At 67.0% G+C, this 23,429-nt stretch carries 19 protein-coding genes and 4 pseudogenes; 11 read left to right on the top strand and 12 right to left on the bottom strand.

Translation table 11 applies throughout. The features are described from left to right. The first annotated feature begins 9 nt into the window (after positions 1–9). Positions 10–513, top strand: a complete 504-nt coding sequence (locus ACU6P3_RS27240) for a hypothetical protein (protein WP_447194528.1) — start codon at positions 10–12, stop codon at positions 511–513. Here ACU6P3_RS27240 and acnA read toward each other — a convergent pair. Then, the gene (gene acnA, locus ACU6P3_RS27235) at positions 479–3,190 is read right to left on the bottom strand and encodes an aconitate hydratase AcnA (protein WP_447194527.1); all 2,712 of its coding nucleotides are present in this window, start codon (positions 3,188–3,190) and stop codon (positions 479–481) included. The genes ACU6P3_RS27240 and acnA overlap by 35 nt on opposite strands. Positions 3,191–3,735: 545 nt before the next feature. On the opposite strand from acnA, the gene relB reads away from it, so the two are divergent. Further along, entirely contained in the window at positions 3,736–5,265 is a 1,530-nt protein-coding gene (gene relB / locus ACU6P3_RS27230; protein ID WP_030744716.1) for a type II toxin-antitoxin system RelB family anti-toxin, read from the top strand. A 260-nt stretch (positions 5,266–5,525) separates the two neighbouring features. On the opposite strand, the pseudogene ACU6P3_RS27225 reads toward relB, so the two are convergent. Continuing rightward, a pseudogene (locus tag ACU6P3_RS27225) lies at positions 5,526–5,622 on the bottom strand (IS5/IS1182 family transposase); the annotation flags it as partial. A gap of 39 nt (positions 5,623–5,661) precedes the next feature. Continuing rightward, on the bottom strand, positions 5,662–6,450 hold the full coding sequence (locus ACU6P3_RS27220; protein WP_447194526.1) for an SDR family oxidoreductase: 789 nt from the start codon (positions 6,448–6,450) through the stop codon (positions 5,662–5,664). 121 nt (positions 6,451–6,571) lie between these two features. Here ACU6P3_RS27220 and ACU6P3_RS27215 point away from each other — a divergent pair, with 121 nt between their 5' ends. Next, positions 6,572–7,210, top strand: a complete 639-nt coding sequence (locus tag ACU6P3_RS27215; protein WP_447194525.1) for a TetR/AcrR family transcriptional regulator — start codon at positions 6,572–6,574, stop codon at positions 7,208–7,210. Positions 7,211–7,350: 140 nt separating this feature from the next. Here the strand turns inward: ACU6P3_RS27215 and ACU6P3_RS27210 are convergent, their stop codons facing one another. Next, on the bottom strand, positions 7,351–8,136 hold the full coding sequence (locus tag ACU6P3_RS27210; RefSeq protein ID WP_447194524.1) for a creatininase family protein: 786 nt from the start codon (positions 8,134–8,136) through the stop codon (positions 7,351–7,353). A 145-nt stretch (positions 8,137–8,281) separates the two neighbouring features. Here ACU6P3_RS27210 and ACU6P3_RS27205 point away from each other — a divergent pair, with 145 nt between their 5' ends. The 5 genes from ACU6P3_RS27205 (at position 8,282) to ACU6P3_RS27185 (ending at position 12,361) form a co-directional block, all read left to right on the top strand. Continuing rightward, a complete protein-coding gene (locus tag ACU6P3_RS27205; RefSeq protein WP_447194523.1) occupies positions 8,282–8,512 on the top strand; it encodes a hypothetical protein in 231 nt (76 codons plus the stop codon). Then, positions 8,509–9,327 (top strand): enoyl-CoA hydratase/isomerase family protein, encoded by an 819-nt coding sequence (locus tag ACU6P3_RS27200; protein WP_447194522.1) that lies wholly within the window; start codon positions 8,509–8,511, stop codon positions 9,325–9,327. Before ACU6P3_RS27205 ends, ACU6P3_RS27200 begins: the two co-directional genes overlap by 4 nt. A gap of 12 nt (positions 9,328–9,339) precedes the next feature. After that, positions 9,340–10,119, top strand: coding sequence for an enoyl-CoA hydratase/isomerase family protein (locus tag ACU6P3_RS27195; protein ID WP_447194521.1), 780 nt, complete (start codon positions 9,340–9,342; stop codon positions 10,117–10,119). A gap of 61 nt (positions 10,120–10,180) precedes the next feature. Then, positions 10,181–10,441 (top strand): flavin reductase family protein, encoded by a 261-nt coding sequence (locus tag ACU6P3_RS27190; RefSeq protein WP_447194520.1) that lies wholly within the window; start codon positions 10,181–10,183, stop codon positions 10,439–10,441. A gap of 93 nt (positions 10,442–10,534) precedes the next feature. Next, positions 10,535–12,361, top strand: coding sequence for an AMP-dependent synthetase/ligase (locus ACU6P3_RS27185; RefSeq protein ID WP_447194519.1), 1,827 nt, complete (start codon positions 10,535–10,537; stop codon positions 12,359–12,361). A 243-nt stretch (positions 12,362–12,604) separates the two neighbouring features. Here ACU6P3_RS27185 and ACU6P3_RS27180 read toward each other — a convergent pair whose 3' ends face one another. Then, entirely contained in the window at positions 12,605–13,804 is a 1,200-nt protein-coding gene (locus ACU6P3_RS27180) for a serine hydrolase domain-containing protein (RefSeq protein ID WP_447194518.1), read from the bottom strand. Between the two features lie 404 nt (positions 13,805–14,208). On the opposite strand from ACU6P3_RS27180, the gene ACU6P3_RS27175 reads away from it, so the two are divergent. Then, positions 14,209–15,083 (top strand): IS5 family transposase gene (locus ACU6P3_RS27175; RefSeq protein WP_447194517.1). Its coding sequence is split into 2 segments (ribosomal slippage): positions 14,209–14,599 and positions 14,599–15,083, totalling 876 coding nucleotides; the frame shifts between segments, so codons are not numbered across the junction. A gap of 34 nt (positions 15,084–15,117) precedes the next feature. On the opposite strand, the gene ACU6P3_RS27170 is transcribed toward ACU6P3_RS27175, so the two are convergent. Continuing rightward, positions 15,118–15,765, bottom strand: a complete 648-nt coding sequence (locus ACU6P3_RS27170; protein WP_447194516.1) for a TetR/AcrR family transcriptional regulator — start codon at positions 15,763–15,765, stop codon at positions 15,118–15,120. Positions 15,766–15,849: 84 nt separating this feature from the next. Between ACU6P3_RS27170 and ACU6P3_RS27165 the strand changes: the two are divergent. Continuing rightward, positions 15,850–16,586, top strand: a pseudogene (locus ACU6P3_RS27165) (SDR family NAD(P)-dependent oxidoreductase). A gap of 90 nt (positions 16,587–16,676) precedes the next feature. Here ACU6P3_RS27165 and ACU6P3_RS27160 read toward each other — a convergent pair. From ACU6P3_RS27160 to ACU6P3_RS27150, 3 genes and pseudogenes are all read right to left on the bottom strand, one after another. Continuing rightward, positions 16,677–17,035 (bottom strand): annotated as a pseudogene (locus tag ACU6P3_RS27160) (transposase); the annotation flags it as partial. Positions 17,036–17,164: 129 nt separating this feature from the next. Beyond that, entirely contained in the window at positions 17,165–18,730 is a 1,566-nt protein-coding gene (locus ACU6P3_RS27155) for an AMP-binding protein (RefSeq protein WP_447194515.1), read from the bottom strand. Beyond that, positions 18,730–19,896: an LLM class flavin-dependent oxidoreductase gene (locus tag ACU6P3_RS27150; protein ID WP_447194514.1), complete on the bottom strand. Its 1,167-nt coding sequence runs from the start codon at positions 19,894–19,896 to the stop codon at positions 18,730–18,732. Before ACU6P3_RS27150 ends, ACU6P3_RS27155 begins: the two co-directional genes overlap by 1 nt. 314 nt (positions 19,897–20,210) lie before the next feature. Here ACU6P3_RS27150 and ACU6P3_RS27145 point away from each other — a divergent pair, with 314 nt between their 5' ends. Beyond that, complete coding sequence (locus ACU6P3_RS27145) at positions 20,211–20,576, top strand: transposase (protein WP_447194513.1); 366 nt, start codon at positions 20,211–20,213, stop codon at positions 20,574–20,576. A 49-nt stretch (positions 20,577–20,625) separates the two neighbouring features. Here ACU6P3_RS27145 and ACU6P3_RS27140 read toward each other — a convergent pair whose 3' ends face one another. From ACU6P3_RS27140 to ACU6P3_RS27130, 3 genes and pseudogenes are all read right to left on the bottom strand, one after another. After that, on the bottom strand, positions 20,626–21,174 hold the full coding sequence (locus tag ACU6P3_RS27140) for a TetR/AcrR family transcriptional regulator (RefSeq protein ID WP_447194512.1): 549 nt from the start codon (positions 21,172–21,174) through the stop codon (positions 20,626–20,628). Between the two features lie 63 nt (positions 21,175–21,237). Then, complete coding sequence (locus ACU6P3_RS27135; protein WP_447194511.1) at positions 21,238–21,996, bottom strand: hypothetical protein; 759 nt, start codon at positions 21,994–21,996, stop codon at positions 21,238–21,240. A gap of 104 nt (positions 21,997–22,100) precedes the next feature. After that, positions 22,101–23,339, bottom strand: a pseudogene (locus ACU6P3_RS27130) (IS3 family transposase). Positions 23,340–23,429 lie beyond the last annotated feature (90 nt).

The raw sequence follows: 23,429 nt of genomic DNA, 5'->3' as shown, positions 1-23,429 counted from the left end.
GCACTAGTGGTGGCGTACCTCGAGGTCAAGGGCCCTCTCGACATGAACAGCAAGGCGACCACGGCCAAGATCGCGAAGTTCCTCCTGGGCGCAGCGAATCGGCGTCCGGGCGAAGCGGCCCGACACTTCCACGGCTGCGCGCTCCTGGTCATCGGCGCACAGAAGAACAGCGCTCCCGGAGTACCGCGCGGAACCGAGGCACACGAGCTCGAGGACCGGCTCCGCCCCTGCCTCGGGCCCCAGTTCCCGGCCTTCGAGTTCGGCCGGATCGGCATCGACTCCGACCACGAGGTCCTGTTCGTCATCGCCCAGCCGCCGGAGGATGGCCAGACGATCTTCCCGTGCCACAGGAGCTATCAGGGCGACGAGCGCCCCGCCAGGCCGAAGCCTGACGGGGCGCTTGTGCGAGACTCTGGTGCGACGGCCGTTGGCAGCGGGTCAGCGACCAGATCCTCCGACATCCGAGCCGATCAGCTCATCAACCGACAAGTTGGCGCAGCACGTACTGCATGATGCCGCCGTTGCGGTAGTAGTCCGCCTCGCCCGGGGTGTCGATGCGGACGACCGCGTCGAACTCGACGCCCGTGTCCGTGGTGACCTTGACCGTGCGCGGGGTGGTGCCGTCGTTCAGGGCCGTGACGCCGGTGATGGAGAAGGTCTCCTCGCCGGTCAGACCCAGGGCCTGGGCCGAGGCGCCCTCCGGGTACTGGAGGGGCAGGACGCCCATGCCGATCAGGTTCGAGCGGTGGATGCGCTCGTAGGACTCGGCGACGACGGCCTTGACGCCGAGCAGCGCGGTGCCCTTCGCGGCCCAGTCGCGGGACGAGCCGGAGCCGTACTCCTTGCCCGCCAGGACGACCAGCGGGGTGCCGGCGGCCTGGTAGTTCTGGGAGGCGTCGTAGATGAAGGAGACCGGGCCGCCCTCGACGGTGAAGTCGCGGGTGTAGCCGCCCTCGGTGCCCGGCGCGATCTGGTTGCGCAGACGGATGTTGGCGAACGTACCGCGGATCATCACCTCGTGGTTGCCCCGGCGGGAGCCGTACGAGTTGAAGTCGCGGCGCTCGACGCCGTGCTCGGTGAGGTACTTGCCGGCCGGCGTGTCGGCCTTGATCGCACCGGCCGGGGAGATGTGGTCGGTGGTGACCGAGTCGCCCAGCTTGGCGAGGACGCGGGCGCCCGCGATGTCCTCGACCGGGGCCGGGTCCATCGTCATGCCCTCGAAGTAGGGGGGCTTTCGGACGTAGGTGGACTGCGCGTCCCACTCGAAGGTGTTGCCGGTCGGGATCGACAGCGCCTGCCACTGGGCGTCGCCCGCGAAGACGTCCTGGTAGGACTTGTTGAACATGTCCTCGCCGATGGCGTTGGCCACGACGTCGTTGACCTCGGCCTCGGTGGGCCAGATGTCCTTCAGGTAGACCGGCGCGCCGTCCTGGTCGACGCCCAGGGCGTCCCTCGTGATGTCCACCCGCATGGAGCCCGCGATGGCGTACGCGACGACCAGCGGCGGGGACGCCAGGTAGTTCATCTTGACGTCGGGGTTGATCCGGCCCTCGAAGTTGCGGTTGCCGGAGAGGACGGAGGTGACGGCCAGGTCGTTGTCGTTGACGGCCTTGGAGACCTCCTCCGGCAGCGGGCCGGAGTTGCCGATGCAGGTGGTGCAGCCGTAGCCGACGAGGTTGAAACCGACCTTGTCCAGGTACGGCGTGAGGCCCGCCTTGTCGAAGTAGTCGGTGACGACCTTGGAGCCCGGGGCGAGCGTGGTCTTGACCCACGGCTTGCGGGTCAGGCCCTTCTCGACCGCCTTCTTGGCCACCAGCGCGGCGGCGACCATCACGTACGGGTTCGAGGTGTTGGTGCAGGAGGTGATCGCGGCGACGGTGACGGCGCCGTGGTCGATCTCGTACGTCGAACCGTCGGGGGCGGTGACGAGGGTCGGGCGGGTGGGCGCGCCGTCGGTGAAGGCCGGGGCGTCGGAGGCCGGGAAGGACTCCTTGCCCGCCTCCTCGTCCTCGGTGACGTAGTTGCGTACGTCGCGCTCGAACTGCTCCTTGGCCTCGGCCAGGACGATCCGGTCCTGCGGACGCTTCGGGCCGGCGATGGAGGGGACGACCGTGGCGAGGTCGAGCTCCAGCTTCTCGGAGAAGTCGGGCTCGGCGGCCGGGTCGAGCCAGAGGCCCTGCTCCTTGGCGTACGCCTCGACGAGCGCGACCTGCTGGTCGCTGCGGCCGGTCAGGCGCAGGTACTTGAGCGTCTCGCCGTCGATCGGGAAGATCGCGGCGGTGGAGCCGAACTCCGGCGACATGTTGCCGATGGTGGCGCGGTTGGCGAGGGAGGTGGCGGCGACGCCCTCGCCGTAGAACTCCACGAACTTGCCGACGACGCCGTGCTTGCGCAGCATCTCGGTGATCGTGAGGACCAGGTCGGTGGCGGTGGTGCCGGCGGGGAGCTCGCCGGTCAGCTTGAAGCCGACGACGCGCGGGATGAGCATCGAGACGGGCTGGCCGAGCATCGCGGCCTCGGCCTCGATGCCGCCGACGCCCCAGCCGAGCACGCCGAGGCCGTTGACCATGGTGGTGTGCGAGTCGGTGCCGACGAGGGTGTCCGGGTACGCCTGGCCGCCCCGGACCATGACCGTACGGGCCAGGTGCTCGATGTTCACCTGGTGGACGATGCCGGTGCCGGGCGGAACGACCTTGAACTCGTCGAAGGCGGTCTGGCCCCAGCGCAGGAACTGGTAGCGCTCGCGGTTGCGGCCGTACTCCAGCTCGACGTTCTGCCCGAAGGCGTCCTTCGTGCCGAACTTGTCGGCGATGACGGAGTGGTCGATGACCAGCTCGGCCGGGGCCAGCGGGTTGATCTTCGCCGGGTCGCCGCCCAGCTCCTTGACAGCCTCGCGCATCGTCGCGAGGTCCACGACACAGGGCACGCCGGTGAAGTCCTGCATGATCACGCGGGCCGGCGTGAACTGGATCTCCTGGCTCGGCTGGGCCTGGGAGTCCCAGCCGCCGAGCGCGCGGATGTGGTCGGCGGTGATGTTCGCGCCGTCCTCGGTACGGAGCAGGTTCTCCAGCAGCACCTTCAGGCTGTACGGGAGGCGCGCGGAGCCCTCGACCTTGTCCAGCCTGAAGATCTCGTACGACTCGTCGCCCACGCGCAGCGTGCTGCGGGCGTCGAAGCTGTTCGCCGACACGACAGTCTCCTTCATCAATGTGCGCGTACTACCGCCATGCTGCCGCCACGACGACACGCCGATGCGCTAAGGTAAGGCTCAGTTAGGCAACCCTTACCTGTTGGCGGCTCCGCGGTACGCCTTCGGCAGATATCTCGATGTCGAGATAACCCTAGTACATGACCGCCGCGCGGTCATGTGCGGGCAAGCCGATCCCGCACCGGAGCCGCCCATCGGACGCCGAGGCGCCGGGACGCCGAGCGCCGGACACCGGGCACCGGGCACCGGGCACCGGGCACCGGGCACCTGGAAACCCGGACACCCGGGCACTGACGCCCCGGGCCCTGACACATCGGCGCGCGCGAGCCCGACCGGCGCCCCACCTGACGGCGGAGCCCCTCCCGCCCCTCATCCCTCACCCGCCCCTCCCCCCTCGACCCTCACTCGCATGGCCGCGCAACGGTTGCCGAACTCCCGGCCGGACGCGCAGCGTGGGGCCTGAGTGCCCGTCACCCCGACGGCCCCCCAGCACGGCACGTATCTCACATGTGAGTTAACCTGCCTCCATGGCAGACGACTACCTCGTACGTATCGGCAAGCTCATCCGCGACGCCCGACAGCATCGGGGCTGGACACAGAGCCAACTCGCCGAGGCCCTGGCCACCAGCCAGAGCGCGGTGAACCGCATCGAACGCGGCAACCAGAACATCAGCCTTGAGATGATCGCGCGCATCGGTGAGGCGCTCGACAGCGAGATCGTGTCCCTCGGTTACGCGGGCCCGATGCATCTGCGGGTCGTCGGCGGCCGCCGGCTCTCCGGCTCCATCGACGTCAAGACGAGCAAGAACGCGTGCGTGGCGCTGCTGTGCGGTTCGCTGCTCAACAAGGGCCGTACGGTGCTCCGCCGGGTGGCCCGCATCGAGGAGGTCTTCCGCCTGCTGGAGGTGCTGAACTCCATCGGCGTGCGCACCCGCTGGATCAACGACGGGGTGGACCTGGAGATCGTGCCGCCCGCCGAGCTGGACATGGAGGCGATCGACGCGGAGGCGGCCCGCCGTACCCGCTCCATCATCATGTTCCTCGGTCCGCTGCTGCACCGGATGGACTCCTTCCGGCTGCCCTACGCCGGCGGCTGCGACCTCGGTACGCGCACGATCGAGCCGCACATGATCGCGCTGCGCCGGTTCGGCCTGGACATCGCCGCGACGGAGGGCCTGTACCACGCCCAGGTGGACCGCTCGGTCACCCCGGGCCGCCCCATCGTGCTGACCGAGCGCGGCGACACCGTGACCGAGAACGCCCTGCTGGCCGCAGCCCGCCACGACGGCGCGACCGTCATCCGCAACGCCTCGTCCAACTACATGGTCCAGGACCTGTGCTTCTTCCTGGAGGCGCTGGGCGTACGGGTCGAGGGCATCGGGACGACCACGCTCACCGTCCACGGCCTGCCGAACATCGACGTGGACGTGGACTACTCCCCCTCCGAGGACCCGGTCGAGGCGATGAGCCTGATCGCCGCCGCCGTGGTCACCGAATCCCAGCTGACCATCCGTCGGGTGCCGATCGAGTTCCTGGAGATCGAGCTGGCGGTACTGGAGGAGATGGGGCTCGACCACGACCGCAGCACCGAGTACGCGGCGGACAACGGCCGTACCCGGCTGGTGGACCTCACCGTACGGCCGTCCAAGCTGGAGGCGCCGATCGACAAGATCCACCCGATGCCGTTCCCCGGCCTGAACATCGACAACGTGCCGTTCTTCGCGGCCATCGCCGCGGTCGCGCAGGGGCAGACGCTGATCCACGACTGGGTCTACGACAACCGGGCCATCTACCTGACGGACCTCGGCCGCCTCGGCGGCCGGCTCCAGCTCCTGGATCCGCACCGGGTCCTGGTGGAAGGCCCGACGCGGTGGCGCGCGGCGGAAATGATGTGCCCGCCCGCGCTGCGGCCGGCCGTGGTGGTACTGCTCGCGATGATGGCGGCGGAGGGCACGTCCGTGCTGCGCAACGTCTATGTGATCAACCGCGGTTACGAGGACCTGGCGGAACGGCTCAACTCGGTGGGCGCGCAGATCGAGATCTTCCGGGACATCTGACCGGCGGAAGCCGCCGCACCCCGTCCGACCTGCTACTCAGCGGGACAGGGAAGGGTGCGGCGGCATCTCTGGGACTTCTCCGGGACTTTGGGGCCGCGGCGGGCCACGAGCCACGCTCCACAGGCCCCGCCGGCCGGATGCGGCTACACGAAGATCGCGTCGATGGCGGCGCCGCCTCGTGCGAGGGCAGCACCGACGGTGCTCGCGTGTGGGAGCCGTCCCGGGAGCATGGCTTCCACGCCGTCCGCCACTTCTATGCCTTGGAGCGCGAGCCGGGGGCCGAGGTGGTCGATGACGCGGTCGGCCGCGGACTTCGAGATGCCGAAGAGCCGGGAAAAGCCGGCGCATCGTCAGATGGAACGCCAGCGACCGCACACCCCGTACCGCGATACCGGCTCAAGCCGCGATGCCGGATTCGGGTTGGAGTGCGGGTCCGAGCAGCAGGCCCCCGTCCAGGACGAATTCCGAGCCCGTGGCGAAAGACGCGTCCTGGGAGGTGATGAAGAGCAACAGGCGGGTGATGTCAGAGGGTTCGGCGAGGCGGGGGATGGCGAAGGGATCGGGCGAGTACAAGTCGGCGATGGCCGGCTGGCCCGCGACGGTGGGTTCGTTGATCAACGGTGTGGAGACAACGCCGGGGTGGATGGAGTTGACGCGAATGTTGTCCCGCCCCAGCTCCAGCGCGGCCGTCTTGGTCAGCCCGCGCACGGCCCACTTGCTGGCGGTGTAGGGGGCGTAGAAGGCGGTGCCGACGTGGGCCACGGTCGAGGCGATGTTGACGATGGTTCCGCCACCGCCCCTGCGCATCGACGGCGCCACGGCCCTGATGCCGAGGAACTGGCCGGTGACATTGACGCTGAAGGTGTGCTCCCAGGCGCGGAGTTCGGTGTGCTCGATAGGGGCCGCCGGGTTCTGGACGCCCGCGTTGTTCACCAGGATGGCGATCGGCCCGAAGTGGCCCTCGACTTCTCGCACCGCCGCCGCCCAGTCGTCCTCGCTGGCGACATCCAGGTGAACGGACAGAGCCCGATGACCGAGCTGAGCAGCGAGATCGCGGCCGGCGTCGTCGGCGCGGCCGGCGATGACGACGTTCGCCCCCTCCGCGTGGTAGCCGTGCACATGACTGCTCCCCATGCCCCCGCTGCCACCGGTGACCATGACGGTCTGGCCCTCAAAGCGTCCCATGATGCTTCCTTCCAGGCTTGCACAGTGGTGAGCCGAGTGACTCACCTCCTCACTCAGAGTAGGAGTGGGAGTAGAGGTGAGTCAAGCGACTCACCTCGCAGTGAGGGGCATACTGGAGGTCATGACGGCACAGCCTTCGGAATACCACCGGCGCGTGGCAGCGCAGAAGCGAACGTCCATCATCGAGGCGGCGACGGAGCTGTTCCTCGACTCCGGCTACGACGGCACCTCACTGGCCCGCATCGCGGAGGCGGCCGGAGTGTCGAGGGCGACTCTTTTCAAGCAGTTCACCACCAAGGCGGCCCTGTTCGAGGCGATCGTCACCGAATACTGGAAGGTCGACGACGGGGAGGCACCGCTCCCCGAGCCGGGGAACCTCCGCGCGGGGCTTGAGGCCATCGGACGCCGATACGTTGCCCTTCTCACCCAGCCCGGCATGGCCGCCCTCTTCCGCATCGTCATCGCCGAGGTACCGCGCTTCCCCGAGCTCGGCGAGACCCAGTTCAAGCTCGGCAAACTGCCCTACTTCGAATCGGTTCGCCGCTATCTGGCAGCGGAGAGCGCCGCTGGTACGGCCCGGCTTGACGATGCGGAGATGGCGGCGACCCAATTCCTCGGGATGATCTCCAACTATGTGTTCTGGCCGCGAATGCTGCTCGCACGCTGGGAGCCTGACGACTCCGCCATCACCAACGCGGTCGACCAAGCGGTGCTGACCATGCTCGCCCGATACGGCGCGCCGGGGACCCACGACGCCTGAGACACCGGGCACCACCGCTCTGCGTAACCACCTGACACCTCCCGCACCGACAGGCCCTCGATCCCGTCGATTACGCAGTCACTCACCCACAGCGCCGGCGCGGTGCGTCCGGCCGCAGACCGTCGCGTGGACTGCCGATGTCAGTTACGGGACAGCCTTTGGGTAAGTGGCCGATAACGTGTTGTCGCGTGCGTCGCGAGCAGGTCGGCGACGGCGTTCAGACAGGCAAATCCCAGCTCGGAGGACATGCCGCGCGGATTGCCGAGGACTCCGTTGGACGCGACCGCCTTGACACCGTCGGTGAATACGCGGGTGAGCAGTTCGTCGTTCATTGCCCCGGTGAAGCCCGCGGTAGCGCGATCGTTCCTCACGACGTCCGGTTGAACGGCGAGCATGATCGAGCTTTCGGCGATATCGGCATGACCTCCGACATGGTCGGCGAGGCCGGCGACGCGTTGAGCCGCGTCGCGCCATGCCTGGAGGACCGCCGCCGAGTCGGCGAACGCGATGATGTCCAGGCCGGCAGGGAGCCGTGGGGCGAGGTTCGCCTCGATCTCACTGAGCAACGGATAGTTGCCGATGTGCGCCGAGAAGATCAGCACACGTTGGAAGCCGTGCGCGGCAAGGCTTGTGCAGCAGTCGGCGACGATCGCCTCAAGCGTTTCGGGCCGCAGTGAGAGCGTTCCGGCAAAGCCGAGGTGGTGCGCGGAGCAGCCGATCCGCACCGTCGGCAGCACGAGCGCGTCACCAAGCCGCTCGGCGACAAGGACGCCCAGGCGGTCGGCGTGATCGCTGTCGACCGACAGCGGCAGGTGGGCGCCGTGCTGCTCTGTGGCTCCCATGGGAAGGACCGCCGTACGCATACCGCTCGCGATGGCATTCGCGATGTCGGGCGAGGTCAAACGCTCAATCCGCAACTCGCTCACGTGTGGTCACTCCTCCTGAAGGGCAGGCCCGAGCAGTCCTCATTGTTACCAGCACATAACGCTACTTGGACTCTAGCGCGACCTTGACCAGGGTTGAGCTACGCCTTACGTTATCGACGAATAACATTTCGGCGGAAGGGCCGTCATGGACTTCATCCTCACGACCGAGGGGGACACCCCGGTCGGGCTCACGCACGAGCACCGCTTCCGCGGCGCCTTCCTGTTCGAACGCTCCCAGGGCCACATGGTCGCCGACCCCGACCACTGCGCCGAACACGTCCAGCGCTACGCCGACATGGGCGTCGACGCACTCGTCCTGCGAGTCGGCAGCCTCCCCCACCACCACGCCAACCGCACCAAGGAGACCGCGCGATGAGTGACCTCTACAAGCACGGCACTGGCGACGTCCTCGTCGAACGCCGCGACGATGGTGTCCTCCTCATCACGATCAATCGGCCCGAGCGGTACAACTCGCTCACCATGCCCATGTTCGAGGAGATGAACCAGATCTGGGCCGACGTCGAGCGCGACGATCAGACTCGCGTCGTGGTTGTCACCGGAGCCGGCAAGGCCTTCTGTACCGGGATGGACGTGGCGCAACCCGATCCCACGCCTGAGCAGACGCTCGCGATGCTGGAGACGGAGCGCAAGCGGGTTGCCACCGTCCTGCGCATCGAGAAGCCGATCATCTCCGCGATCAACGGTCCCGCGGTCGGCTACGGCCTGTCGACCGCGCTCCTTGCCGACATCAGCATCGCCGCGGACGACGCGGTGCTGATCGAGGGCCACACCAAGGTCGGTGTGACGGCCGGCGACCACGCCGCACTCATCTGGCCACTGCTCGTCGGCATGGCCAAGACCAAGTACTACGTACTCACCTCCGAGAAGCTGACCGGTGCCGAAGCCGAGCGGATCGGGCTTGTGAGTCTGTCCGTTCCCCGTGAGCAGGTACTGCCCCGTGCTCTCGAGGTCGCATCCCAGCTGGCGCGTGGTCCCCAGCAGGCTCTCCGTTTCACCAAGCGCGCACTCAACGCCTGGCTCACCCACGCGGTACCCCAGCACGAACTGTCCTCGGCGCTCGAGATCATCGACTTCGCCGGCGCCGACTACGCCGAAGCGCGCCAGGCCTTCCGGGAAAAGCGCCCTGTGGACTTCCCCTCCGCCCGCATGGCCGGCGCCCCGGCGAACTAACCGGAGACGAGCATGACCGCAGGTTCGAACGACATAGCGCTCAGCGCTGTCCACGCCTCCGACGAAGCGGACGGCGTGGTTGTCATCACTCTGAACCACCCGCCCGCAAACGCGCTCAGTGACTCGCTCATCAGCGACCTGACGGCGAAGCTGGAGACCCTCGCCAAGGGCCCTGATGCCCCCGCGCTGGTTCTGACGGGTGCCGGCGAGCGCTTCTTCTGCGCGGGTGGCGACATGAAGGAAGCCGTCGACTTCAACGCCGATGCGATGGCCGGGCGGATGAAGTCGTTCCACGCGCTGCTCTGCGCACTGGAGAACTATCCCCGGCCGCTGGTGTGCGCGGTCAACGGCTGGTGCGTGGGTGGCGGTATCGAGATGGCGCTGTTCGCTGACGTGGTGTACTCGTCGACTACAGCGCGTTTTGTCTTCCCCGAGATCAAGCACGGAATGCTGCCGGCCGTAAAGGGAATCGCTCACGTGCGTGAAATCCTTGGTGACCGCGCAGCCCGGCGGCTCTTGCTGGGCGGAGAGCCCATCGATGCGTTCGATGCGAACGCGATAGGCATCGTCGACCAGGTGGTCAACCAGGACGACCTGCTCCCGACCGCGCTGGCGGATGCGCGCAAGGCAGCAGCGGCGCCGCCGGCCGTGTTCGCAGCGCTCAAGCGGGCTCTTTGCTCGGAGACTGCCGGTTGGCCAGACGAGGAAAAGCTCCGCGTCACGGTTGCCGACGCGCGCACGGTCTTCCTTGACCCTGCCGCCCGAGCTGCCCGCGAGGAGTACAACCGTTGATCAATTTCAAGGACTGGACCCGGCTGCCTTTCGTTCGACATTGTCCCGGTTCCCTTCAGGAATGACGATTACAACGACACGAAGCGATGAAGGAACACCGCACGGGTTCACTGCGAGTTCCTTCGCTTCCTTGTCTCTCGCGACAAAGGGTGAGAATAAATTCGACTACGGCAAATTCGAATTCGATGAGGCAGGTCATCCGCTGCTGTCCGATGCAGCGACGGTCATCCGGTGCGAACTGGAGCAGGCCGTGCCCGGCGGAGATCACGTGATCCTCATCGGTCGGGCGCACGACGCCGGACAGGCAACAGCAAGCCGGTGACCTGGTACAGAGGCGGCTTTCTCCCTCTTGGGGAAAGTGCGGCATGAATCTCATCGGGCCCGGGCTTGTCAGCTCTGTAAGAGAGGCCGTCTCATGGATCTGACCAGTTTCCAACCGACCCGGACGCTACCGGGGCTGCTGCTCGATCGCGCGAGCCGAGAACCTGACACCGTCGCGCTGCGCTACTGGCGTGATGGTGCTGCACAGGCGGTCACGTGGCGGTCGTACGCGGTCCAGGTGCGCGATCTGGCACTCGGTCTCGCCGCACAAGGTGTGAAGCACGGTGATCGCGTCGCGGTGCTGAGCAGCGCCCGCCCGGAGTGGGTGTTCGCCGCTCTGGCCGTGCAGAGTGTCGGCGGGATCGTGATCGGCGTATATCCGACCAACTCGCCCGCCGAGATCGAGCAACTCCTCGTGCACAGCGAGGCGGTCGCCTTCGTCGGCGAGACAACGACAGACCTCACCACATTAGCGGGGATCGCCGCGCGTACACCGAAGCTGCGGCTCGTGGTCGGAATCGACGACGCCCCGCCGGCGCTGCCCCGGACGATCAAGGGGACAGGGTGGGAGACGCTGCGGGAAGAAGGAGCACGGTATCCCGACGGCCCGGCTCGCCTGTCCGAACTGGTTTCTGCGGGCTCTCTCGACGATGCCGCCGTGCTCTTCTACACGTCGGGGTCCACGGGAGCACCGAAAGGCGTCACCCACTCGCACCGCACTCTCCAGCACTCAATGCAGACCGTCATCGGACTCTACCCACAGCTGATCAGCCACGATCACGATGTGGTGGGCTTCCTGCCACTGGCCCACGTGGCGCCGGCGGTGGTTTCGGTTTTCACGCCGCTGCTCTCACGGCTGGTGGTCACCTACTGCGGCATCCCTGACTACGAGGATGTCCTGCGCGCGGTACGGCCGACCGTGGCGCTCTGGCCGCCGCGCTTCTACGAGAAGATTGCCGGCGAACTGATCGCACGGCCGGCATCCTGGCCGCGACTCCGCCGCTACGCCTATGACGCCGCGATGCGGGTGGGCCGCAAGGTGGCCGAGCTCCGCTGGTCTCGTCACCGGCCCTCACTATTGCTGCGGATCGCGTACGCTGCCGCCTTTCGCGGAGTGTTTCTGCCGTTACGGGCAACCGTCGGAATGGATCGCGTCCGGATCGCCTACACCGCATCTGCCGCGATGCCCGAGAGCGTCCTCGCGATTTGGCAGATCTGGGGGCTCGACCTTCGCGAGTGTTACGGCCTCACCGAGACCGCCGGCACTCCCATCGCGCACTTCAGTCAGCCGTTCCCTCGACCAGGCTGCATCGGCAAGGAGTTTCCGGACCCGCGCTTCCAGGTGAAGGTCGCGGACGATGGTGAAATGCTGCTCCGCGCGCCGCTGCTCTTCGACGGATACTGGCGCAACGCTGCGGAGACCGAGGCTGTTTTCCAGGATGACTGGTTCTGCACCGGTGACCTGATGGAGCGCACACCCCAGGGCGACATCCGGCTCATCGGCCGCAAAAAGGATGTGATCATCACTCGCGGCGGCAAGACGATCAATCCTCAGCCCATTGAAACCCGGCTGAGGGAAAGCTCGCTGATCAACGAAGCCATCGTCGTCGGTGACGCCCGCAAGTACCTCACCGTTCTGTTCGAGCCGAGCACAACTGTGGACGCGCAGTCGGCAGAAGCGCTGGCCGAACGCCTGCGAGCGGAGGTGGATCGGGTCAATGCAGACCTCGCCCGCGTAGAGCAGTTGAAGGACTTTCGCATCCTGCCGCGGCCCCTGCGGGTCGAGCACGGAGAGCGGACCGCGAACGGCAAGATGAAGCGCAATGCCGTCGTGCGCTCGTTCGCAACGCTGATCGACGAGATGTACGGCGCGAACGATGACGCGGCGATCGCGAACCACGTGCGCTCCAAGCCGAACTAGGGCGTGTTGCGAAAGTGCTGGTCACAGCCATTCGTTGATGGCCGCGACCAGCACGGTCGCCTCATAGCGGACGGCGAGCTTGTCGTACCTCGTCGCCACCGCGAAGAACGGCCGCATCACGGCCTGCCGATTCCCGGGGCCTCAGCAGGCCGAGTGACCTGCGACGTTAAAGGCCAAGCTCAGGAAGAGGGAGCTCAGACCTCGCAGTGCAGCTACCTGGAAGTCACGCAGCTGGCTCCGGGGCTACTGATGCCGGGGGAAAGCCTGTGCCTTCTGCGCCGAAAGAGTCTTGTAGACGGTACCGGCGAGGTCGGGCAGCGTGTCCCCCTCGCCAACGGCGCTGTTGACAGTAAGGGCGATGATCATGCCAGTCTTCGGGAAGTACATGTGCAGCACCCGGTTTCCATAAGTGGCCCCCTCATAGAACCAGACCGTCCCGGCCACAGGATGGACGATCTTCACGAGACCGAGCCCGAAACCGAAGGGATCGTCGGCCGTGACGTTCTTGATGGGCTTACTCGTCTTCATCGAGACCAGGGACTCCAGCTCGCGCTGCTGCGCTGGGGGCAGCAGTCGACCGCTGTACAGCGCCCTGTCCCAAGCCGTCATGTCCCTCAGTGAACTCACCAGGCCACCCGCCCCTTGCGCCCAGGACAGGGCGAGCGGAGGAACCGACTTGTTGAGATGCTTCGGCAGGTCGGAATGGGTGGAGTACGGCGTCGGCATGCGCGAGGCCGTACCCGGAGGGCAGTCCGGGGGGAGGCAGGTGTCGTTCATTCCGAGAGGTTCGATGATGCGCTCAGCGAGCTGCTCATCGTACGTATCGTGCGACGCTCGTTCGACAATCATCTGCGCGAGGAGGTAGTTCGTATTCGAGTACTCGTACGTCGCGGGACCCAGCGGCTGGCCCTCCACATAGGACATCAGGCGCTCCAGCGTGAAGCGCGTGGACGGATGGGCGTCGAAATCCTTCAGGAACGCATTCTGCTCGGTGTAGTTGGGGATGCCGCTGGTCATCGACAGCAGTTGCTCGATGGTGACATCGCGCCACGCCGGATACTGGGGAAGCCACTTTCCCAGCTTGTCCCGTATGGACAGTTTTCCTTCGGCCTCCAGTTGAAGCAGCAGCACGGACGTGAACGCCTTGGTGTTGCTGCCTATCTGCCACAGCGCCGTGCTGTTCACCGGTCGACCAGCGCCGTAGCGGAACGTCCCCGCATCAACCGAGATATCAGGTCGCTGATCGGCATAGGTCACCCGAAGGGAGACCGCTGAGAAATGGTCCTTGGCGCCCTGAGCGTCCAGATATTTCTTGAGGTCACTTCGCAGTGACGCGGTGGCACTGCGAACGGACGGCTCCACCACTGCGTGCGCGACGGCCGGCCCACTTCCCGACACCGTCATCCCCGAAACAAGCGCCGCGGTGGCCGTCGCCAGGGCCACGAGGCGCTTCCCTTGCCGACCACCCCGCCGACGAAGCCTGTACCTCATTGTCGCTATTCCTCCATCGATTCGAACAGAACTGGGAACGACGATCACGCTACGCGGTGGAGGCACGGCAGGTAATGGGGGCAACCCCCGCTTGGTAGAGGTGCTGACCCCCTGACTGAGTCCAAGTACAGCTTCGAAGGCAGCCATCTGCCCGTCGGAAGAGGAGAGACCACAACGGTCATTGACTCATCCCCGAGGTGGGACAACTGACTCCTCAGAAGACATGGAGTCCTATAGCTCTGGTGGATCTCGCGTTTCAGGAACCTCCCTGTGCGATTGTCAAACCGCGGACGCGGCTGGTTGTGCGACTTTGGGCGTTTTTCAGAAGTGGATCTTGATGTGTCAAGATCCACCTCATGGAGAGGCACGATCTGACGAATGCGCAGTGGGCGAAGCTGGAGCCCCTGCTCCCTGTTGGAAAGAAGTCCGGACGACTGCCGGTACACACCAAGCGGCAGCTGACAGACGGCATACGCTGGCGCACCCGCGCCGGTGCTCCGTGGCGGGACGTGCCCAAGCGGTACGGCCCATGGGGGACGGTGTACGGACTGTTCCGCCGTTGGCAGCGGGACGGCACCTGGCACCGCATCTTCGGGCAACTGCAGGCCCGGGCCGATGCCGAAGGACTGATCACCTGGGACGTCTCGGTGGACTCCACCATCGCCCGCGCCCACCAGCATGCGGCCGGTGCCCGCAAAAAGGGGATCTGCGGATCGAGCCGCCCGGTGGTCTGTTCACCGAGCCGGACGACGACGGTCTCGGACGCTCCCGGGGTGGGCTGACCACCAAGTTGCACCTGGCGGTCAAGCAGGCCCAGAAGCCGATGTCGCTGGTGATCACGGCCGGACAGCGCGGTGACTCCCCGCAGTTCCAGGTGGTCCTGGGCCGTATCCGGGTGCCTCGGCTCGGGCCGGGCCGTCCGCGTACCCGGCCGGACAAGGTTCGCGCCGACAAGGCGTACGGCTCCCGCGCGAACCGCGCCCACCTGCGCAAGCGCGGCATCCGCTGCACGATCCCGGAGAAGCGCGACCAGACCGCCAACCGCAAGAAGCGCGATTCCCGCGGTGGCCGGCCACCGCAGTTCGACGCTGCCGACTACAAAGAGCGCCACGCGGTGAAGTGCGGAATCAATCGCCTCAAGCGCCACCGCGCGGTGGCGACGAGGTATGACAAGCTCGCCGTCCGCTATGAGGCGACCGTGCTGGTCGCGGCCATCAACGGATGGCTGTGACCAGCACTTTCGAAACACGCCCTACGGCACCACGTCAGTTCTCGCGGGCCGGACTGCGCCGGGTTGCGGAGCGTTTCTGTTTCTGCCCCTCGGGCATGGGCAGGACCGCCAGTGCGGTGTCTGCGATGTTCCGCAGCGTCTCCGGGTCCAGGCCGGCCTTGCCTACCGCCTCGATACCGCGGACCACCGTCAGCAGCAGTGCCGCCAGCCGCTCCGGATCCGCAGCGCTATCGATGTCGCCGTGGCGCTGGGCGGCGCTGATCTCCGCCCGCAGCAGGGTCAGCAGTGCCGTCATGGTCTCGGCCGACCGTCCGGCGACCGTCGGATCGTGCTGGGCCAGTTCCGCCGCGCCCTTGGCCAACAGGCACCCGCGGCGCTCGGTGTCTGAGGCGGCGTTCTCCGCCATCAGGTGCACGTATCCCGACAGCCGGGCCAAGGCCTCTGCGTCCGGGCCACCTGCCAGCCGCCCTTCGGCCACCTCAACGACTGCGGCGCACCAGTCGCCGAATACACGGTGGAACAGCTTGCCCTTGTCGCCGAACGCGCCGTACAGGCTGCCCTTGCCGAGGCCAGTCGCCTGGGCGATGTCGTCCATCCGGGTTCCCGCATAGCCGGTCGCCCAGAACTGTTCCCGGGCCCGCTCCAGGACTTGGCGTTCGTCGAATGCGCGTGGTCTCGGCATGGTCGCACTCTATCCATTCTTGACTCGATCGTCCATTACCGCTTACGTTATGGACGATCTATTCCAGAACTGAAGGGGTTCGACATGCCAGGCGTACTGCAGGAGAAGGTGGCCGTGATCACCGGAGGGACCAGCGGGATCGGGCTGGCCATCGCCCACCGCTTCGTCCGGGAGGGCGCACGGGTCTTCGTGACCGGCCGGGACATCGGCCGCCTCGAGGCAGCAGTCAAGGAGATGGGCCCCGCGGCCACCGGCGTACGATCCGACGTCTAACCTGGCCGACCTGGACGCGCTCTACGCGCGAGTCCGCGAGGAGGCCGGACGCATCGACGTGCTGGTGGCCAACGCGGGAATCGCCGCGGACGCCGCGCTCGGAGCCCACACCGAGGTGAACGTCGACCTGACGCTCGCCGTCAACGTCAAGGGCACACTCTTCACCGTTCAGAAGGCGCTCCCGCTGCTGGCGGAGAACGCCTCCATCGTGGTCGTCGGCTCGAGCAAACAGCGTGCGGCCCAATGAGCAGCTCGAGGTCTACAGCGCCTCGAAGGCGGCGGTGAGCAATCTCGTGCACAACTGGGCACGGCAGTCACGGGAGCGCCGATTCCGGGTCAACGTGCTCAGCCCGGGTCCCACGCGGACCCCTGGCCTGCTGGGCGCCGCAGGGTCGGCCGCCGATCAGTTCGCCGAGGCCACCGTGCCACTGGGGCGGCTGGCCGACGCCGAGGAAATCGCCGAGGCCGCCCTCTTCCTGGCCTCGGACGCCTCGTCGTTCGTCACCGGCGCCGAACTCTTCGCCGACGGCGGCTACACCCGGGCCTGAACGACGGCCGGTGGCGCGCATCCGGTTCCCGCGAAGCGATGGGGCGCACTCCCGGCCGCACGTGTGCGTCGCACGAGGTCCCCGTGCGGGGACGAGCTGCGGAGCGTCGCCCCACTGACCTGGGGTGATCAGCAAGGCAAGTGGGCGGCGTCCGCCCTCACCGGCAAGCTGGATCTTGCAGGTCAGGCCGCCCCGTGAGCGTCCCGGGCCCTCATCGGGGCGGTGCTGCGGGGGCGTGTGTCTTTTCCCCGGGAGCCGCGGGGGTTTCTTACGCGCTCCCGCGCGGTCTTCCACCGACCGAAACGCGCAGGCAGATTCCGCCACGGTACCCCGGTGTGCTGCCGGAAAAGAATTCCGTTGACCACCCTGCGATGACTCTCCCAACGGCCCCCGCGCTGACCGGACTTCGGTAGATGCGGCTTCACGGCTTCAGCCGGGGTCGCTGTCAGCGTTCAGATATCCACCCATGCGGTGCCACAGGCGCCTGCGTCATGCTGGACAGATCCACTGCGCTTGACTCACCCGATGCGCCCTCGCCCCATGAAGCGACCTGGTCGACCGCCGTCGCTGCTGTCGCTTCACCGGATGCGTTTTTCGCTCCCGGCCCAGGCATGCTCACGCAACACGAACTTCTGGATCTTCCCCGTGGAAGTCTTCGGAAGCTCTGTAAACGTGACCGTTTTCGGCACCTTGAACCGCGCCAATCTGCCCTTCACATGCTCGATGATCTCCGCCTCAGTGGCCGTGGCACCGTCCTTCAAGCGCACATAGGCGGCGGGGACTTCACCCCAGCGCTCGTCCGGAACGGCGATCACCGCAGCCTCCAACACCGCTGGATGATCCTCGATCGCCTGCTCCACCTCGACTGATGCGATGTTCTCTCCCCCGGAGATAATCACGTCCTTCGAGCGGTCACGCAGTTCAACGTACCCGTCAGCGTGCACGACGCCGATGTCACCGGTCCGGAACCACCCGTCCGGCACCGCTGCCAGGGTGGCCTCCAGGTCGTCGAGGTAGCCGAGCATGAGGTTGTTGCCGCGCAATGCGATCTGTCCCGTGGTGACACCGTCAGCAGGAACGTCGGTGCCATCGTTCGCGATCACCCGCGGCACGCACGAGATCATGTTCCCGACGCCCTGGCGCGACTTGAGCCGCGCTTTCGCGTCGGCGTCGCGGTCGTTCCACTCCGGGCGCCAGTCGCACAGCATCGCCGGGCCGTAGGTCTCGGTCAGCCCGTACAGGTGTGTGACCTCGAACCCAAGCTCCGACGTCCGACGCAGGATTGCCGGTGACGGCGGCGCCCCACCAGTCGCGATGCGCACCTTGCGGTCCAGCGGCGCGGCCTCATTGGCATCGGCGATCATCGACAGCACCGTCGGCGCCCCATTGAGGTGCGTGACACCCTCTTCCCGGAGTAGTCGCCAGATCTCCGCCGGGTCCGCCTTCGGCAGGCAGACATGCGTCGCGGCCGCTGCGGTCACCGCCCATGGGAACGTCCATCCGTTGCAGTGGAACATCGGCAGCGTCCACAGGTACACGCTCGACGGCGTCAGTCCCGTGTGCCCCACCATGGCCACGGCCTGCAGGAACGCCCCCCGGTGGTGGTACATCACGCCCTTGGGGCGACCTGTGGTCCCGGAGGTGTAGTTGATCGACAGCAGAGACCGCTCATCGGCCGGGGTCAGGTGCAGCGGCTCCGAATCAGCCAGTAGATCCTCGTACTCCCGCCCCGACCGGATCCGGTGTGGCGGAGCGTCCAGCCGGGTGAGGACCTCGTCCACCAACCCGTCGAACGACGGGTCATGGATCAGCACGGCGGCCTTGGAGTGCTCCAGGATGTAGGCAACGTCGTCTACTGCGAGCCGCGTGTTCACCGCGACCAGCGGCGCCCCCGCCCACGGCACCCCGAAATGCACCTCCAACGACACATGGGTGTTCGGCGACAGCACCGCCACCGGGCGGCCTTCGGCCAGCGGTGCCAACCCACCTGCCAACCGCTGACACCGGTCACGCAGCGCCGCATAGGTCCACCGGGACTGCCCATCCACCACCGCGACCCGGTCTCCGTGCGCCGCCGCGGCACGATCCAGATACGACGTCGGGGTCAACGGCTCGAAGGACAAGGAGTCCACGTCGTGGGTCATCACGCAGTCCCCTTGGTGTGGTTGGCGTGGTATTGGCGGAGTGCTTCTTCGTGGGCGGGGCGTGCGGCGCGGATGTCGGCGAGGACGTCGTCGGCTGAGCGGACCACGTTGCGGGGGTTCTTGAAGCGGGGGATGACGTACTTGCCGAAGAGTTCGATGGAGCGCATGAGCTGGTGGTGGGGGAGGCTGTCGACTCGCAGGACGAGTGCGTCGACGCCCATGTCGGCGTAGCGCTGGACGTGTTCGGCGCAGTGGTCGGGGTCGCCGACCATGAAGCCCTGGGAGCGTTCGAACATGTACTCCTCGTCGTTGAAGTCGATGTCCTTGACGGCGCCCATGTAGGCGTAGTCCTTCGACAGCTTGGAGAGGCGTTCGTAGGCGTCGGTGGAGAGCTTGGCCATCTCGAACAGGGGCTTTGCTTCGGTGCGGGCCTGTGCGGTGGTCTCGGCGCAGTGCATACCACCGGCGACGGCGACCATCTTGCGCGGGGTGATCGGGTAGGGGTGGTCCGTGGCGGCGAGGGTCTTGTCATAGAGCTTGACCATGTTCTCGACGAGGTCGTAGCCGAGGTAGAGGCCGCCCATGATGGCGCCGATACCCATGGAGGCGGCGGTCTCGACGGAGCCCGGGCTGCCGGCGGCGGCCGAGATGGGCGGGTAGGGGCCCTGCAGGGGCTTGGGGACGAGGCTGCGGGGCGGGATCTTGTAGTGGTCGCCCACGTAGGAGAACACGTCGTCCAGGAAGGCGCGACGGATCAGCTCGATGCCTTCGCGCCATTGGGCCTTGTTCTCCGAGGGGTCGACCTCGAACGCGCGCAGCGCGAGTGTGGTGTTACCGCGGCCGGTGCCCAGTTCAACGCGGCCGTTGGAGAGGATGTCCTCGGTGGCGACGCGTTCCGCGACGCGCAGGGCGTGGTTCATCCGGGTCGGCAGCAGCGTCACGAGGTGGATGAAGCGGATTCGGCTCGTGAGGGCCATCAGGTAGGGGTAGAGCACCTCCGGAGCCGAGACCGAGGCCGTACCCAGGGCGACGTGCTGCTCGGAACTGCCGAAGGCATCGAAGCCCACCCGCTCCGCCAGCAGCACCTCCTCGATCAGCTCCCGATAGCGGTGCTCATGCGTGAGCCCGACCGGGGTGTCTCCCTCAGTCATGAGGATGAAGTCCATGACAACCCTTCCGCTCGAAATGTTAATCATCAATAACGTAGAAGATTGCCCATCCCTGGTCAAGGCTCCAACAGGAGGCATACACCGTTAGTTACTGGTAACAAAGAGGGACGGACTGAGCATGCACCGCCGACCACGCGGGGCGTACCGACGTCGACGAGGGTGCGATCTTGCTAGCTGAGCCAGTGGAAACGGCTGCGCCGCATAGGCGTTGACCACACGTTGCCGCGCGCCCTGGCACGTTCCACCGCGCACCTGGGGCTGCGACCGCTCCTGAAACGTGAGTCCGAGTCGGGGACTTGGCAGTCGGGCCGGTGGGCGGCAGAGTTCCGCAGGTGTCGGATGATCTTGTGCCTGATGATCTGTGGGCTGGTGCCGCTCCGTTGCTGTCGCCTCCACCGTCGCGGCGTCGGTGTCCCGGCCGACTGCCGGCGGACGACCGTTCGGCTCTGCGCGGGATCGTCTATGTTCTGCGCATGGGCGTGACCTGGGCGGACGTGCCGACCGAGACGATCGGCCGCAGCCGGGGTGGCGTGCTGACGGCGTCTGCGGGACTGGACCGAGGACGGTCTATGGCCCCGCCTACACGCCATTCTTCTCGCGGAACTTCGAAAGGCGGGTCGTCACAAGCCTGCGCGGCCACGACCACACCTGGGAGGTGGTCGCCATGGCGGCGCTGATACCGAGCACGGCACCCATCGAGAGCGACCGCACACCCGCGCTCTCGTGTCAGATGGTGTCCGCTGGGATGAGCAGTGCGTTGATGGCGGCGGTGCGGATGGTGGTTGCTACGGTCTCGGGGTCGAGTCCGCTGTTGAATTGCGGGACGGCGTTGATCATCGAGAAGACGGCGTGGGTCAGGACGCGGGTCTGGGCGTCCGACAGATCGGGCCGCAGCCGTGTGAGCAGGCCGCTCCACTCCTCGGCGTACAGGCGCATCATGCGTCGCATGCGATGGCGTTCGTCGTCGGGGACATTGTGTTCGTTCTTCAGGAACACCAGCGTGGACGGCACGTTGTCGAGAGTGCGTCTGACGTGGTAGTCGATCATCGCTTCGAGTGCCTGGCGTGGATCCGAGATCTCGGCTGCCGTCCTGCGCGCGTTCTCCAGCAGCTCGTTCAACGGATCCTCAAGCACGGCGATGAGCAACGCCTGCTTGCTGGGGAAGTGCCGGTAGAGGGCGGGGCCGGTCACGCCGGCGCGGGAGCCGATCATCTCCGTGGTGACCGCATCGAAGGCACGCTCGTTGAACAGCTCGCCGGCGACCTTGATCAGCACCTGCCGACGTGTCGCGCGCGGAGATGCAGTACGAGGAGAAGGTGAGCCAGTCATGTACGAAGCTTACGTGAGTTGCCGATAACGGATCGTTGCGTGCGTCGTGAGCGGGATGGCGACGCCGTTCAGGCAGGCAAAGCCCAGCTCAGAGGACATGCCGCGCGGGTTGCCGAGCACTCCGTTGGACGCGACAGCCTTGCCGCCGTCGGTAAATAACCGCCTCAGAGGTCGGTGCCCCGAAATCAGCAGGCGGCTCAGGTGGCTCCGAGCCTCGGCCTGCGGCGAAAGCGTCTGGCGCAACCGTTCTGCACCGACGGTCGAGTGCGTCTTCTCATGCGGGGCGACAGCGAGTCCTGCCGAGCGGCCAGGCGGTTTCGTTCGGATCATCGGGCGGACCAGAGGGGGACGCCTGCGATGTGGAGCCCGGCCAGGCAGATGGCGACTGTCTTGTCGTAGCGGGTCGCCTCGCCAGTCGCCGCACTTCTCCGGCAGATGCACCCGCCGCGTTCCGGTCGGGAACTTGAGGCGATCGCGTCGATCACCTACGGGCGATCCCGCCAGCGGCCCCGCATAGGCGTCCGGGACGGGAGCAACGGCTCGATCCGCGCCCACTGTTCGCGATGGAGCGGCCCTCCAGGTACGTGGCGCGCACGCCGGCGTCTTGTCGGCTGGGACGGCGGGGCGGTGTCCGCCCGTCGCGCCCTTGGCCTCGGCGGCGCGCAGTCCGTCGTAGGTCAGTTCCCGCTGGAGGTCGCGCTGGAGTTCGCCGGCAGCGGCAAGGGGTGCGTTGATGTCCGCCGGCATGCCGGCGAGCGGGGCGTCCACGTGGTCCTCGACAGCATCGGCGGTGCCATGACCCAGGACCTCGCCGAACTGCTCGCCGACGGCGGCGGGCCTTGTCCCGGAGGAGTGGACACCTGTTCGTGTTGTTATGCGGCGAGTGTCAGGGTAGCTGACCGTTGCTCGTAGGCGATCGGTGCCTGCTGTCCGTTCGCTGAGTGTCGTCGGCGGGTGTTGTAGCGGGTGGTCCAGCGGAAGACGGCCAGGCGGCAGGCGCGGGCCCCGTCGAAGCGGCGGGCGCCGCGGAGCGTCTCGCGTTTGAGGGCCGCGTTGAAGCTCTCGGCGAGCGCATTGTCCGCGCTCGTGCCGACCGCACCCATGGACTGTCGCACCCCCAACTCAGCGCATACATCGCCGAATTGGCGGGAGGTGTATTGCACTCCGTGATCGCTGTGGAAGACGGCTCCGGCCAGGCTGCCGCGGGTCGCGGCGGCTGCCTGGAGCGCGTCGGCGACCAGCGAGGTGCGCATGTGGTCGGCGATCGACCAGCCCACCAGGCGGCGCGAGAAGCAGTCGATCACCGTCGCCAGATACAGGAACTGGCCGTCGCCCACCGGCAAGTACGTGATGTCGCCGACGTACTTGGTGTTCGGGGCGGTGGCGGTGAAGTCGCGCCGGAAGAGGTCCGGCACCGGCGTCGCGGACGGTTCGGGCACGGTGGTGACCTGGCGCTTGCGCAGCCGCAGCCCGGCGATGCCGTACTTGCGCATGACCCGTCCGACACGCTTGTGGTTCACGTGCTCGCCCTGGTCGCGCAGCTCGGCGGTGATCCGCGGGCGACCGTAGGTGCCGTCCCATTCGGCGTGCACGGCCCTGATCCGCTCGGCGAGCGCGGCGTCCGCCCCGCTCGCGCGCGGCGCGGGCCTGACGGCCGGCCCGCCATTTGTAGAAGCTGGAGCGGGCGACCTCCAGCACGTGACACAACCGCTTCACGCCCCAGGCGCGGTGGTGGTCCTCGACGAACTGGAAGCGGTTGGTCACCAGGTCATCTCTTGTGCGAAAAACTTCGTGGCCTTGCGTAGGATGTCACGCTCGGTGGCCAGTTTCTGGTTCTCCTTGCGCACCGTCGCCAGCTCACGGCGCAGGGCCTCGTTCTCGGCCTGAAGCTCTTCGGCCGTCGGCGGGGAATCCACCGTGTTCTTCTCCGTGCTCGTACTCGTCGTGCTGCCCCCGCCGTGTCGGGCCCGTTCGGTCCGTACCCAGTTGCGCAGCGTCTCCCGGCTGATCCCCAGGTCCTTGCCGACGCCCTCGAAGGTGTGGCCCGGGTCCGACAGGTACAGCGCGACGGCGTCCGCCTTGAACTCGGGCGAGTAGACCTTCATCACCATAAAAGATGCCTCCTACCCGGCCCCTACCGGGGCCGGGCTCAGAGGTGTCCACCACTCGGGGACAGGTCCCGGCACCCTGATCTCCTACGG

It is taken from the genome of Streptomyces hebeiensis (assembly GCF_052983195.1).
The sequence above is the reverse complement of the archived record's forward strand: the minus strand, read 5'-3'. Positions and strand labels throughout refer to the sequence as shown.